14 protein-coding genes are annotated in these 13,303 nt (G+C 68.7%); 7 read left to right on the top strand and 7 right to left on the bottom strand.

From position 1 onward, the window contains the following. Positions 1 to 24 precede the first annotated feature (24 nt). Positions 25 to 540 (top strand): carboxymuconolactone decarboxylase family protein, encoded by a 516-nt coding sequence (locus ACZYRS_RS20895; RefSeq protein ID WP_463420785.1) that lies wholly within the window; start codon positions 25 to 27, stop codon positions 538 to 540. 3 nt (positions 541 to 543) lie between these two features. On the opposite strand, the gene ACZYRS_RS20890 is transcribed toward ACZYRS_RS20895, so the two are convergent. Beyond that, positions 544 to 1,443 (bottom strand): LysR family transcriptional regulator, encoded by a 900-nt coding sequence (locus ACZYRS_RS20890; RefSeq protein ID WP_463420784.1) that lies wholly within the window; start codon positions 1,441 to 1,443, stop codon positions 544 to 546. Between the two features lie 90 nt (positions 1,444 to 1,533). Between ACZYRS_RS20890 and ACZYRS_RS20885 the strand changes: the two genes are divergently transcribed. Genes ACZYRS_RS20885 through ACZYRS_RS20860 form a run of 6 tightly spaced genes read left to right on the top strand, consistent with a single transcriptional unit; the run spans position 1,534 to position 6,621 of the window. Beyond that, complete coding sequence (locus ACZYRS_RS20885) at positions 1,534 to 2,397, top strand: amidohydrolase family protein (RefSeq protein WP_463420783.1); 864 nt, start codon at positions 1,534 to 1,536, stop codon at positions 2,395 to 2,397. Next, complete coding sequence (locus ACZYRS_RS20880) at positions 2,394 to 3,242, top strand: SDR family NAD(P)-dependent oxidoreductase (RefSeq protein WP_463420782.1); 849 nt, start codon at positions 2,394 to 2,396, stop codon at positions 3,240 to 3,242. The genes ACZYRS_RS20885 and ACZYRS_RS20880 overlap by 4 nt, the downstream gene beginning before the upstream one ends. A gap of 28 nt (positions 3,243 to 3,270) precedes the next feature. Then, positions 3,271 to 4,254 carry a Bug family tripartite tricarboxylate transporter substrate binding protein gene (locus ACZYRS_RS20875; protein ID WP_463420781.1) on the top strand — a complete coding sequence of 328 codons (984 nt, stop codon included), beginning with the start codon at positions 3,271 to 3,273 and terminating at the stop codon, positions 4,252 to 4,254. Positions 4,255 to 4,259: 5 nt separating this feature from the next. Then, positions 4,260 to 4,883, top strand: a complete 624-nt coding sequence (locus ACZYRS_RS20870) for a hypothetical protein (RefSeq protein WP_463420780.1) — start codon at positions 4,260 to 4,262, stop codon at positions 4,881 to 4,883. Beyond that, entirely contained in the window at positions 4,880 to 6,184 is a 1,305-nt protein-coding gene (locus ACZYRS_RS20865; protein ID WP_463420779.1) for an MFS transporter, read from the top strand. Before ACZYRS_RS20870 ends, ACZYRS_RS20865 begins: the two co-directional genes overlap by 4 nt. Further along, entirely contained in the window at positions 6,181 to 6,621 is a 441-nt protein-coding gene (locus ACZYRS_RS20860) for a nuclear transport factor 2 family protein (protein WP_463420778.1), read from the top strand. The genes ACZYRS_RS20865 and ACZYRS_RS20860 overlap by 4 nt, the downstream gene beginning before the upstream one ends. Before the next feature lie 22 nt (positions 6,622 to 6,643). On the opposite strand, the gene ACZYRS_RS20855 is transcribed toward ACZYRS_RS20860, so the two are convergent. The 6 genes from ACZYRS_RS20855 to ACZYRS_RS20830 all read right to left on the bottom strand — a co-directional run bounded on the left by ACZYRS_RS20855 (position 6,644) and on the right by ACZYRS_RS20830 (position 13,251). Then, entirely contained in the window at positions 6,644 to 8,437 is a 1,794-nt protein-coding gene (locus tag ACZYRS_RS20855) for a carboxylesterase/lipase family protein (protein WP_463420777.1), read from the bottom strand. Positions 8,438 to 8,629: 192 nt separating this feature from the next. Beyond that, positions 8,630 to 9,361, bottom strand: a complete 732-nt coding sequence (locus tag ACZYRS_RS20850; protein ID WP_463420776.1) for an ABC transporter ATP-binding protein — start codon at positions 9,359 to 9,361, stop codon at positions 8,630 to 8,632. Next, positions 9,361 to 10,122: an ABC transporter ATP-binding protein gene (locus ACZYRS_RS20845; protein ID WP_463420775.1), complete on the bottom strand. Its 762-nt coding sequence runs from the start codon at positions 10,120 to 10,122 to the stop codon at positions 9,361 to 9,363. Before ACZYRS_RS20845 ends, ACZYRS_RS20850 begins: the two co-directional genes overlap by 1 nt. Continuing rightward, positions 10,119 to 11,081 carry a branched-chain amino acid ABC transporter permease gene (locus ACZYRS_RS20840; RefSeq protein WP_463420774.1) on the bottom strand — a complete coding sequence of 321 codons (963 nt, stop codon included), beginning with the start codon at positions 11,079 to 11,081 and terminating at the stop codon, positions 10,119 to 10,121. The genes ACZYRS_RS20845 and ACZYRS_RS20840 overlap by 4 nt, the downstream gene beginning before the upstream one ends. Then, positions 11,081 to 11,950 carry a branched-chain amino acid ABC transporter permease gene (locus tag ACZYRS_RS20835; protein WP_463420773.1) on the bottom strand — a complete coding sequence of 290 codons (870 nt, stop codon included), beginning with the start codon at positions 11,948 to 11,950 and terminating at the stop codon, positions 11,081 to 11,083. The genes ACZYRS_RS20840 and ACZYRS_RS20835 overlap by 1 nt, the downstream gene beginning before the upstream one ends. Positions 11,951 to 11,988: 38 nt before the next feature. Next, positions 11,989 to 13,251 carry an ABC transporter substrate-binding protein gene (locus ACZYRS_RS20830; protein ID WP_463420772.1) on the bottom strand — a complete coding sequence of 421 codons (1,263 nt, stop codon included), beginning with the start codon at positions 13,249 to 13,251 and terminating at the stop codon, positions 11,989 to 11,991. Positions 13,252 to 13,303 lie beyond the last annotated feature (52 nt).

The following is a 13,303-nucleotide window of genomic DNA, read 5'->3' as shown; positions in this document are numbered from 1 at the left end:
TTTCATCTTCGAACCGAAACCATCATGCGAATCTCTCCCGTCGAAACCGGAAGCCGCCCCGAACTCGCCACGCTCGAAGCGGAAATCGCCAGGCAGCGCGGCCGCGTCTCGCCGCTCTACCAGGTGCTGCTCAACAGCCCGCCGATGGCGCATGGCTGGGAGCAGTTGCTGACGGCCGTGCGCCGCCACAACAGCCTGCCCGCGGCGGCGCGCGAGCTGGTCATCCTGCGCGTGGCGGTGCTCAACCGCGCGCGCTACGAATACGACGCGCACGTGCCGATCGCGCTGCAGGCGGGCGCCTCGCAGGCGGCGGTCGATGCGCTGTCGGACCCGGCGTCCATCGGCCCGGGCCTGTCGGCCGACGAGGCGCTGCTCATCGAGCTCACCGATGCGATGACGAACAGCATCGAGGTGCCGGCTGCCCTCTACCAGCAGGTCAGCGCGCGCTTCACGCCGCAGCAGGTGGTCGATGCGATGGTCACGGTGGGCGCCTACAACATGGTGTCGCGCTTCCTCGTGGCGCTCGAGATCGGGCACTGAGCCTCAATCGGCCTTGGTGCTTCCGTAGTGTTCCAGCGCCAGCTCGCGCAGCACCTGCGCCGCCCAGCGGCTGGTGCGCGTCGCGGGCCGCGCCTTCGGAATGGCCAGCACGATGCGGTTGCGGATGGCCGGCGCATGGATGGCCGCGCGATGCAGGGGCTGGTCATAGGTCCACAACCGCACCGCGCTCTGCGGCAGCACCGTGTACGACACGCCGCGCGCCACCAGCGACAGCACGGTCTGCACCGAATCGACCTCCGCGACGATGGACAGCGGCATGCCGCGCGGCTTGGTTTCGCGCTCGAGCAACTGGCGCAGTGCGTTGGGGCCGCTGGGCATCACCAGCGGCAGGGCGGCCACGTCGGCCAGCTTCATGCGGCGCGGCAGCGGCGCGGGGCCGATCACGACGAGCGGCTCGCGCGCCAGCGTTTCCTCCTGCATCTGTGCCGAGGGGGGCGGATCGAACAGGATTGCAAGGTCGAGCTTCCCCGCGACCAGCCATTCGCGCAGGCGGATGCTCAGGCCCTCGACCACGCTGATGACCGCATCGGGAAACTTCTCGCGAAAGCGCTCCACCAGGTCGGCCGCGAGCACGTGCGCCACACGCGGCGGCAGGCCCACCACGACGCGGCCGTGCGGGCTCGCGCGGCGCTCCTGCATGTCGGCGCGCGCCCGCTCGGCCATCTCCAGGATCGAACGTGCATGCGCCAGCAGCGCGAGGCCCGACTCGGTCGCTTCCACCCCGCGACCCGTGCGAACGAGCAGCGGCTGCCCGGCTTCTTCCTCGAGCAGCAGGATCTGCCGGCTCAGTGCGGGCTGCGACATGTGCAGCGATGCGGCGCCGCGGCTGAAGCTGCCCGCCTCGACGACGGCGACGAAATAGTTGAGGCGCGAGAGGTCCATGTGCGATGCATTTTACGGATAGCTGGTATCCGAAAAGAGCAGGACCCGGACCAAAGGCAGCGCCAGACAATTCATTCGAGAGACAACGACATGCCAACTACCTTGACCTACAACCCGCAGCCCTCGGCGCCGCGCCTGCGGCTGCCGCCGGGCGCCTGCGACGCGCATGTGCACATCTTCGGACCGGCCGCGCAATTCCCTTTTTCCGAATCGCTGAACTGGACGCCCGCCGACGCGCCGAAGGAAGCACTCTTCGCCTTGCACAAGCACCTGGGCATCGACCGCTGCGTGATCGTCCAGTCGCTGGTGCACGGCTTCGACAACCGCGTGATCGAGGACGCGATCGCCGCGGGCGGCGGGCGCTACCTGGGCGTGGCGCTGGTGCCGCTCGATGTGGCCGATGCCGAGCTCGCGCGCCTGGCCGCGGCGGGCTTTCGCGGCGTGCGCTTCAACTTCATGAAGCACCTGGGCGCCTCCGCCGGCGTGGACGACATCGTCGCCTTCACGCGCCGGCTCGCGCCACTGGGCATGCACCTGCAGGTGCATTTCGAAAGCAGCCTGGTGCACACGCTGGCCGCGCCGCTCGCACGCAGCGCGGTGCCGGTGGTCATCGACCACATGGGGCGCGTCGATGCCTCGCTCGGCGCGGACCATGCCGACTTCGCGGCGCTGCGCGCGCTTCTGCGCAACCCGCTCTTTCGCGTGAAGCTGAGCGGCATCGACCGCATCTCGGCTGGCGCGGACTACGTCGCCGGCATCGCGCTCGCGCGCTTGCTGGCCCACGAGTTTCCCGAGCGGTGCCTCTGGGGCAGCGACTGGCCGCACCCCAACCATCACCACGTGCCGGACGACGGCGTGCTTGTCGATGCACTGGCGCAGATCGCGCCGGATGCGGCGCTGCGCGAACAGATCCTGGTGCGCAATCCCCTGGACTTCTACCGGTTCGACGCATGACCACCACAGCAGCAACAGCAACAGCAGCAGATTTCTTCCAACCCACCGCGCGCCGCCTCGAAGGCAAGGTCGCGCTCGTCACCGGCGCGGGCTCGGTCGGCCCCGGATGGGGCAACGGCCGCGCGATCGCGGTGCGCTTCGCGCAAGAGGGCGCGCAGGTGTTCGGCGTGGACCGCGATGTCGACCGCATGCGCGAGACCGCCGAACTCATCGCGAAGGCCGGCGGCGTGTTCGCGACGGGTGCTTGCGACGTGACGCAGGCCGCATCGATCGAGGCGATGGTCGCGCAGTGCATCGCGCGCTTCGGGCGCATCGACGTGCTGGTCAACAACGTGGGCGGCTCGGCCAAGGGCGGGCCGGTCGAGATGTCCGAGGAGGTGTGGGATGCGCAGGTGGACCACAACTTGAAGAGCGTGTTCCTCACCTGCAAGCATGTGCTGCCGCACATGCTGGCGCAGGGCGGCGGCGCCATCGTCAACCTCGCCTCGACGTCGGCCACGCGCTGGACCGGCTCTGCGCAGATCGCCTACGCCTCCACCAAGGCCGCGGTGATGCAGTTCACGCGCGTGCTCGCGGTGCAGTACGCGGGGCAGGGCATCCGCGTGAACACGGTGGTGCCGGGGCAGCTTCACACACCGATGGTCGAGACGCGGCTGGCCGGGCAGCGCGCGGGCGGCGACGTCCAGGCGCTGCTCAAGGAACGCCAGGCGCGCATTCCGCTGCCCTTCATGGGCGACGGGCGCGACACCGCCGCGGCGGCGCTCTTTCTCGCCTCGGACGAAGCGCGCTTCGTCACAGGCACCGAGATCGTGGTGGACGGCGGCATGTCCGTGCGCTGCGACTGACATTCCTAAAAAGATCAGGAGACACCGAATGAAGAACATGCTCGTTCACAGGCGCCACTGCCTGCACGGCCTGGCCGCCGCCGCGCTCACGGCCACGGGACTTCCCGTGCGCGCGCAGCAGGACAAGATCACGCGCATCGTCGTCGCGTTTCCGCCGGGCGGGCCTGTCGATTTCGTGGCCCGCGCGATCGCCGAGCAGCTCGGCAAGGAAACCGGCCACCAGGTCATCATCGAGAACAGGGCGGGCGCCAACGGCGGCATCGCGGCCGAGTACGTGTCGCGCTCGGCGCCCGATGCGCAGACGCTGTGGCTCACCAGCGTGGGCGCGGTCGCCATCAATCCGTCGCTGTACGAGAAGCTCATGTACGACCCGGCGAAGGACCTCACGCCCATCTCGCTGGTGGTGCGCAACGTCGAGGTGCTGGTGGTCGGCGCCAACGCGCCCTACAACACGGGCGCCGAATTCGTGGCCGCCGCGAAGAAGAGCAAGCAGCCGTTGACGCTCGCTTCATCGGGCACCGGCAGCGTGCCGCATCTGGCGATGGAGCTGCTCTCCGACGCCGCCAAGACGCCGCTGCTGCATGTGCCCTACAAGGGCGCCGCGCCCGCCATCACCGACGTGCTCGCGGGCCATGTGGACGGGTTCTTCGGTGATATCCCGGGCCTGCTGCCGTTCATCACCAGCCGCAAGCTCAAGCCCATCGGCATCGCCGCATCGAAGCGGCACCCGTTGCTGCCCGAGGTCAAGACCTTCCTGGAGATGGGCATTCCCGGCGTCGATTCGGACAACTGGTATGCGCTGTTCGCGGCCAAGGGCACACCGGCCGGCGTGGCCGACGCGATGAACCAGGCGCTGCGCCGCACGCTCGCCAACGAGGGCGTGAAGAGCCGCCTCATGGCATCGGGCGCCGAGCCCGCGCCGTCGAGCCCGGCCGAACTGAGTGCGCTGCTGGCGCGCGACAGCGCCAAGTGGTCGGCCGTGGTTCGCGCCAAGAAGATCAAACCCGATTGATGGCGATGCAAGACAGCAAACCTCATTTCGTTCTCCTGCAGATGTGCACCGCGCCCGCTGCGGCTTCGCGCATCGATGTGGATGTGCGCGCGTTCTGTGCCGGCAACGGCGCCGCGCTCGCGCTGCACCGCGCGGCAACGAGCCTCGATGGATCGCAGGCCTACGTCTACCTGAAGTCCCACGCGGCCGAGGCGCCCGATGGCGAAGCGATCGCCGCGGCGTTCCAGGCGCGATGCGATTGGGCGAGCGAGCTGCGCGCATCGCCGCTCGAGGCGATGCGCGACTTCGCGGGCGCCTCCACCGGCGAGCGCCCGCGTTTTCACTACGTCGTCGAGACCGACCCCGAGACGGGCTGGCTCGACGAGATCTCGCGCTGGTACGACACCGAGCACATGCCCGGGCTCGCCGCGGTGCCCGGCTGCGTGCGCGCGATGCGCTTTCTCAACCACGGCGCCGGCCCGCTGTCGCTGGCCTGCTACGACCTGCTGCGCGACGACGTGCTGGGCTCGCCGCCCTGGCTCGCGGTGCGCGCCACCGCGTGGAGCGACATCGCACGGCCGCATTTCACGAACACGAAGCGGACCATGTTCCGCGTGGTCGCCGAAGCCCAAGAAGGAGGCGCACCGTGACGCTCAAACCGGGCCGCGTGCTCATCTACCTGCTGCTCTTCACCGGCTGCTCGATCAACTACGTGGACCGCGTGGTGCTCTCGGTGTCGGCGCAGCCGATCGCCAAGGAGTTCGGCCTCTCGACCATCCAGCTGGGCTATCTGTTCTCGGCCTTCCTCTGGTCGTACTTGCTGTTCGTGTTGCCATGGGGCGCGCTCGTGGACCGCATCGGCACGCGGCGCGCGACCGCGTCCGGCATGGCGATCTTCTCGGCTGCAACGGTGCTTACGGGGCTCTCGGGCGGCTTCGTCAGCGCGTGCCTCTCGCGGTTGGTGCTGGGCTTCGGCGAGGCCTCGACCTATCCGGCGGGCGCGCGCACCATCCGCGAATGGATGCCGGCACGCGAGCGGGGTCTCGCGACCACCGTCTTCAACTGCGGCGGCTACGCCGGCCCGGCCGTGGGTTCGCTCGTGATGGGCTACGTGGTCGGCGAGCTCGGCTGGCGCGGCGGCTTCTACCTGGCTGCTGCCATCGGCTTCGCATGGGTGGCTGCATGGCTGCTGCTGTACCGGTCGCCGGAGGAGGCGGGCTTCATCGGCGCCGAAGAGCGCGCGCAGATCCTCGCGCAGCGCGGCGGTTCGGTGCAGGCGGCGAAGGGCGACGCGCTCTCGGCGCTGATGCGCTCGCGCACGCTGTGGGGCCTGTTCATCGTGCAGGGCTGCGCGGTGTACACGGTGTACCTGTTCCTCTCGTGGCTGCCGAGCTACCTGCAGGCCACGCGCGGTCTGGGCGTGCTCAAGACCGGCTTCTACACCGCCATTCCCTACGCGGTCGCGGTGCCCGGGACGATCTTCGTGGGCTGGCTCAGCGACCGGTTGCTGCGCAACGCGCCGGTCAATTCGGGCCGCAGGCGCAACCTGGTCGCAGTCATGCTGCTGTGCTCGTCGTGCATCCTGGCCACGCCGTGGATCAACGACATCACGCTGATCCTCGCGCTGTTCTCGCTGTCGCTCACGAGCATCGGGAGCTCCGTGGGCCTGAACATCGCGCTCGCGAGCGACCTGCTGCCCAACCCCGCCAACACCGGCAAGGCGCACGGCTTCCTGGTCACGGGGGGCAACCTGTTCGGCGTGCTCGCGCCGATCGTCACGGGCTACGTGGTGTCGTTCACCGGCAGCTACGACGTGGCGTTCTTCATCGCCGGCGCGTTGCTGCTGATCGGTGTGACGGTGTGTCTCACGATGACACGCCATCCCATCGTGCCGGCCGATGACGTTGCGGCACGCGATGCCGTCGGCGCGAAGGAGGGATTCGCGCCATGACGCTCATGGAACTGCAAGACCGCGAGGAGATCCGCGAACTGCTTGCGCGCTACTGCTTCCTGCTCGATGCGCGCGACCTCGGCGCCTTCGCGCAGCTCTTCGCGGAAGACGGCGAATGGATCTCCCGCAACGGCCACGCCGCGGGCAGGGCGGCCATCGAAGCGCTGCTCGACGGCCTCGTGCCCGTGCCGCGCGAGGGCGCGCGGCGCAAGCACCTGACCTGCAACATCGTGATCGACCTGGCGGGCGCGTCCGCGCAGGTGCGCTCCAATTTCCTCGTGGTGCGCGACAGCGCCGCGGGGCCGGTGATCGCGGTGGCCGGCACCTACGCCGACCGGCTGGTGAAGGCCGGCGGGCGTTGGCTCTTTGCCTCGCGCGAGCTGTTCCACGACATCGCGGGAGAAAGCGGCCTGGACACCGCGCCGGCACCGGCCTGACGATGCCGGCAACGGTAGGGCGTTACGGCTGCACCGTGATCGCCTTGGCCGTCAGCGACGCGTCGAAGTTCAGCATCGCCGGGTACTGCGGCCAGTTGACCCCCAGCGCTGCGTTGTTGGGGTCACCGCCGCGGGCGAACGCCGCGAGGCTCTTCATCATCGCGTCAGAGAGCTCCAGCCGCCCCGGCTCGTTGGCCTTCGAGTTCGCGAACTTCGAATAGAGCGACGGGCCGAAGTTGCCGAACACGAACGGCAGGTCGAAGGTGTGCGCCGCGCCGAAGATGTCGTTGAACGGCGCGGGCGACTTGTCCCAGTTGAACTGGTACCACCACAGCGGCACGTTCTGCGCCTGCAGCACCGGGAAGATCTGCTTGCGCAGCGCGATGAAGAAGTACTGGTTGTACAGGTCGGTCCGCGCGTTGAAGCCGGTCACCGGCGTCGTGACGGGCAGGTACTGGCCGGGGATCCATTGCGCCAGCGAGGTGGTCGGCGCGGCGTTCGGGTCGTAGCTGTAGGCCATCGAGAACACGGTCGGATCGTCGATGAGCCGGCCGCTGATGCCGCCGAACGCGGGCGAGGTGGCCAGGTTCTGCGGGAAGAGCTTGGTCTCGTCGCGCGTGTAGCCGGCCAGCACCGGCACCTTCAGGAACTTGCCCGCGTTGATCGCCGCGATCGGATCGACCGGCACCACCGTGCCGTCGTTCAACGGGTTGGACGCCGAGAGGCCGAGCGGCACCAGTTTTTTCAGCACCGTCTGCAGCAGCGTGTCCGCGCTCTTGGACCGCAGGTAGGCGGCGAGATCGGCATTGCTCTGGCCGGCGATGTAGGTCGCCGCAGCGGTGGTGTCCGGCACGGTGCCATCGGCCACCAAGAGGGCGCTCAGGAGCGCATTGACCTGGTTCGGCTGGGTCGTGGCCGTCGCAATGCCGCCGCTCAGCGGAACCAGCCGCTGGAAGAGGGCCGGCTTGGCGTTGGCCACCAGCGGCGAGACCATCAGTGCGTAGATGTTGACGGCGCCGGCCGACTGGCCCATCAGCGTGACGTTGCCCGGATCGCCACCGAAGGCCGCGATGTTCGCGTTGACGAACTTCATGCCCTTGATGAGGTCCAGGATCGCGTAGTTGCCCGAGTCGTCGTTCGCATCGGCGCCGGTCTTGAGCTGCGGCGAGGCCAGGAACCCCATGATCCCAAGACGGTAGTTCACCGTGACGACGACCGCATTGGCCGCCTTCGCGAGCGCCGCGCCGTCGTAGACCGGATCGCCCGTGTAGCCGGTGATGTTGCTGCCGCCGTAGACGAAGACGATGACGGGCAGCTTGTCGGTCGCCGCCGCCGTCGAGGGTGCCCAGATGTTGAGGTACAGGCAATCCTCGGCGCCCGTGGTCTTGCCGATGGAGGCGCCGATGGTCGCGTCGTACTGGTTGTTCTGGCCCGGGCCGTAGAGGCGGCCGGTCTGCACGCAGGCGTTGCCCAGCTTCTGCGTCGTCTTCACCGTGGCCCACGGCGTCGGATCGACCGGCGCCTTCCAGCGCAGCTCGCCGACCGGCGGCTTGGCGAAGGGCACGCCCTTCCAGCTGTAGGTGCCGGTCGCCGCGGCATCGTCGGTGCCCAGCACGCTGCCGTAGACGGTGGCGCGCTGCAGGGCAGAGGTCGAGACCGGGGGCGGTTCGCTGGGGGGCGGGTTGGTCGCAGGCGTCGTCGCGACCGGAGGGATGGGCGTGAACACGGGGTTGTTGCTCCCCCCGCCGCCGCAGGCGCTCAGCTGCAGCAGGGCAAGGACGGCGCAGGCGGTGCCGGCGCGCAAGTGGCGAATCATGGTGATGTCTCCGTTTGTCTCTGTTGTCATGGCCGTCAGCGCGGCTGCCGGCCGTCTTTGACCCGGCCTCCAAGGCAATGGCGGCGGGCGACCACAGTCTGGGCAGAGCGGAGCGCGAAACCAATGTGGCGCGCGCACATCGTTCGGCGGTGTTCTATGTGAGCGCGGCTGCGCCACGCGCTCTCCGGGTAGCTACACGGAGCAGTACCGCTCCTGGATCTCCCGGTCTGCCAGCAGCACATCGGCCCGCGCGTGATGCGCCACGCGCCCCTGGTCGATGATGTAGGCGCGGTCCGCGATCGACAGCGCGAGCTCCACGTTCTGCTCGACCAGCAGCAGCGTCTTGCCCCCTCGCTTCAAGGCCGCGAACAGCTCGAACATCTCGTCCACCAGCACCGGCATGATCCCTTCGCTGGGCTCGTCGAGCATGATGAGCTTGGGGTGCGCCACCATAGCCCGCGCAATCGCCAGCATCTGCTGCTCGCCGCCCGACATGGTGATGGCGACCTGCGAGAGCCGCTCCTTCAGGCGCGGAAAGGTCTCGGCGATCTCGTCGATCAGCTCGCGTTCGCGGTGGCGCTGGTCCGAGGCGAGGATGCCCAGGCGGATGTTCTCCAGCACGGTCAGCCCCGGCACGATGCGGCGCTCCTCGAACACATAGGCCAGGCCCTGGCGAAAGCGCCGGTGCGGCGGCAGGCCCAGGAGCGAGAGCCCGTCGAACACCACGCTGCCGCGCGCCTTGTCCATGAGGCCCATGATGCTGCGCATGATCGTGGTCTTGCCCGCGCCGTTGCGGCCCACCAGGCACACGATCTCGCCCGGCAGCACCTCCAGATCCACGCCCTGCAGGATGTGGCTGCGCCCGTACCAGGCCTCCAGGTTCTTCACCGCGAGCAGGGGTTGCCTGTCGTTCTTTTCGTGCATCAGTGGGCTCCCTTGCCGAGGTAGACGCGCCGCACCTCTTCGTTGGCGCGGATGTCGTCGGGGCTGCCCTGGGCCAGCAGCCGCCCCTGGTGCAGCACGACGATGCGGTCGCTCACGCCCATGATGAGCTTCATCTTGTGCTCGACCAGCGCCACCGTGCGCTCCTGGGCAAGCGCGAGGATCAGGTCCATGATCGTGCGCGTCTCCTCGGGGCTCATGCCGGCGGTGGGCTCGTCCAGCAGCAGCAGCTTGGGGTCGGCGGCGAGCGCCACCGCCATCTCCAGCGCGCGCTGCTCGCCGTGCGACAGGCGCGCCGCGCGGAAGGCGCGCTTGTCCTGCAGCCCCACGCGTTGCAGCAGTCGCTCGGCCTTGTCGGTCCAGTCGCGGCGCGCGGCGCGCGGGCGCCAGAAGTCGAAGCCCGATTCGAGCGCCTGCACCGCCACGCGCACGTTCTCCAGCACGCTGAGGTCCGGAAAGAGGTTCGTCACCTGGAACGACTTGGCGATGCCCAGGTGCGCGAAGCGGTGCTGCGCGAGGCCGGTGATCTCGCGCCCGTCGAACCAGATCGCGCCCTCGGTCGGCGCGAAGGCGCCCGAGACCATGTTGAAGAAGGTGGACTTGCCCGCGCCGTTCGGACCGATGATGGCCGTGAGCTTGCCGCGCGGAAACACCACGCTGATGCCCTCGTTCGCGGTGAACTGGCCGAAGCGCTTGGTGACGCCGCGCGTCTCCAGGATGGCGTCCTGATCGGTGGTCTTCATCGTTCCATCCTCGCGAGCAGCGAACCCCAGATGCCCTTCGGAAAGAACAGCACCAGCCCGATGAACATCACCCCCACGATGAGCTGCCAGCGCTCGGTGACGGCTGTCAGCGCATGCTCCATCGCCAGGAAGGTGCCCGCGCCGATGAAGGGCCCGAAGAAGGTACCCATGCCGCCGAGCAGCGCGACCATCATCACCTGCCCCGAGGTGTGGTACGAGAGCATGTCGATGCCCACGGTGGCCAGGTTGATCGCGGTGAGCGCGCCGGCCAGCCCGCAGAACAGGCCCGAGATCACGAACGACAGCAGCTTGGTGCGCTCCACGTCGAAGCCCGAGGCGCGGGCGCGCTGCTCGTTCTCGCGGATCGCTTCCAGCACCGCGCCGAACGGCGAGTTGAGGATGCGCGAGAGCACCCAGATGGCGACGGCCACGAACACCAGCATGAAGTAATAGCGGTTCAGCGGCTGCAGCAGATCGAGCTGCCAGCCGCCCAGCTGCAGCGCGGGCACGTTCACGCCGCGCAGGCCGTTGTCGCCGCCCGTCAACGACGTGGAATGGAAGGCCGCGAAGTACACGCACTGCGCGAGCGCCAGCGTCACCATCGCGAAGTAGATGCCGCGCGTGCGGATGGCCAGCATGCCGATCAAGAGCGCCACGAGACCACCGAGCACGACGCCCGCGGCCACCGCGAGCGGCCAGGGCACGCCGTGGTTCGCGATCAGGATGCCGCAGCCATAGGCGCCGGTGCCGTAGAAGGCCGCGTGCCCGAACGAGAGCTTGCCGGTGTAGCCGAAGGTGAGGTTGTAGCCCGCGGCGAACAGGCCGAACAGGAGGATGTTGATGGCCAGCGCATGGAAGGGCATGACCAGCGGGAAGAGCGCGAGCACCGCGATGCTCAGCAGCACGCGGTGGCGCGTCGCGGCGGGCGAGATTGTGGAAAGCGTGGAGCGTGTTTTCATCATGATTTTCCGAACAGCCCGTTCGGCCGCAGGATGAGCACCGCCGCCATCAGCGCGAAGATCGCGAGCTCGGCGAAGTCGGGCTGAAAGAGCGTGGTCATCGCGACCACCACGCCCACCAGCAGGCCCGCGACGATCGCGCCGACCAGCGAGCCCATGCCGCCGATCACCGTGATGACGAAGGCTTCGATGAGCACCGAGCCGCCCATCTCGGGGTTCACGCCGCGCAGCGGTGCCGCGAGCAGCCCGGCCAGCCCCGCGAGCGCGGTGCCCAGCCCGAAGATCAGGAGCCACACGCGGCCCACGTCGATGCCCAGCACCTTGAGCACCAGCGGATCGCGCGCGCCGGCACGGATGACCAGGCCCAGGCGCGTCTTCTCGATGAAGAGCCACAGCGCCAGAAGCAGCACCGCGCACAGGCCGATGAGGAACAGCCGGTACAGCGGGAACACGCCGAAGCCCACGTCGACCGCGCCGCGCAGCGCCTCGGGCGTGGCGAAGGCCTCGCCCTGCACGCCCCAGACCATGCGCACGCTGTCGACCAGCACGTAGGCCAGACCGAAGGTCAGCAGCAGCGGGTAGTCGACGCCGCGCCCGTAGAGCGGCCGGATCAGCCAGCGCTCCGCAAGGAGGCCCAGCAGGCCCACCGCGAGCGGCACCAGCAGGAGGCACCACCAGAAGCTGCCGGTGAGCCCGTACACGTACACGGCGACATAGGCGCCCAGCATGTAGAAGGCGCCGTGCGCAAAGTTGACGACGCCCAGCAGCCCGAAGATCAGCGACAGGCCGACCGCCACGAGCACGTAGATGGCACCGAGCGCCAGTCCGACGAACAGTTGCTGGACGAGAAGGGAGGCGGAGATTTCCACGGCGGGTTCCGAAAAGAGGCGGGCGCGTTGATGGCCGCTCAGGCGTGGCCGAGTTCGCTGCAGCTGCGCATGCGCGATTCGTCGGGCGCCTCGGTGGCCACGATGCGGAAGATGTCGTCCTTGCCCTTGGCCTGCGCGGGCGGCTTCGACTCGACGATCAGCACCGACTGCACCGACTGGTGGTCGCAGGCGCGGTAGTAGGTGCTGCCCTTGTAGACATCGCCCTTGATGCCCTGCAGCGCCTCGGCCACGCGGTCGCTGTCGGTGCTGTTGGCCTGTTTCGCCGCGGCCAGCACGTTGCGCACGCCCGCATAGCCGAGGCCGGCGTAGTCGGTGGGCGCCACGCCGCCGTTGGCCGCGCGGAACGCGGCGTTGAAGGCGCGCGCGGAGGGCGTGGTTTCTTCCATGCCCCAGTAGTAGCCGGTGCCGCCGATGACGTCGGCATACACGTCGTGCCCGTCCACCATGCGCCCCGAGTGCATGAGCAGCGGCGCAATGAGCTTGGCCTTCTGCTTCACGCCGAAGTCGCCGGCCTGGCGGAACGCGATCGACTGGTCGCGTCCGAAGTTGCACACCACCAGCACGTCGGGCTTGAGCGCGAGGATGCGCGGGAAGTAGCTGGAGAAATCGGTCTGCCCGAGCGGATGGCGGATGTCCGCCAGCACCTCGATGCCGAAGGCCTTGCCGGCGGTGACGAAGCCGCGCGCCATCTCCTGGCCGTAGGCGTAGTCGGCCGTGAGAAACACCACGCGCTTGCCCATCTTGGGGAAGGCATAGCGCGCCACGGCGCCCGCGGTCATGTGCGGGTTCAGGCACTCATGAAAGGTGTACTTGCTGAAGTCCTTGGCCTCGTTGATCGAGTCGGACTGGCTCACCGAGTTGTAGATGATCTTGCGCTGCTTGGTCGCGTTGTTGACAGACAGCTGCACCGCTGCCGAGACGGAGCCGACGATGAAGTGCGCGCGGTCTTTCTCGATCAGCTCGACGGTGCGCGTCACGGCCTCCTGCGGGTTGAGCTTGTCGTCGCGCACCAGCAGCTCGGCCTTGCGGCCACCGGCGCCGCCCGCTGCGTTGAATTCCTTGATCGCGAGCTCGGCGCCTTGCTGCACCGCGCGCGCCTCGTTGGCGAACGGGCCGGTCAGCGGAATGGGCAGGCCGACGCGGATCGTCTCGGCCTGCGCCCAGAGCGGCATCGATGCGGTGCCGCCCGAGGCGAGCAGCGCGCCGCCGGCGGCCTTGAGCACGGAGCGCCGGCGCAATGGCAGGGAAGAAGCGGAGGGGGTCAGAGGTGTGGAAGCCATGGTCGTCGTCTCCTGTCGTTCGAGTGGAAGCAAAAGCAAAAAACGCAAGCGC

The organism is Variovorax sp. AC194, assembly GCF_979257995.1.
Note: the sequence above shows the minus strand (reverse complement) of the source record. Positions and strands in the feature narration are given on the sequence as shown.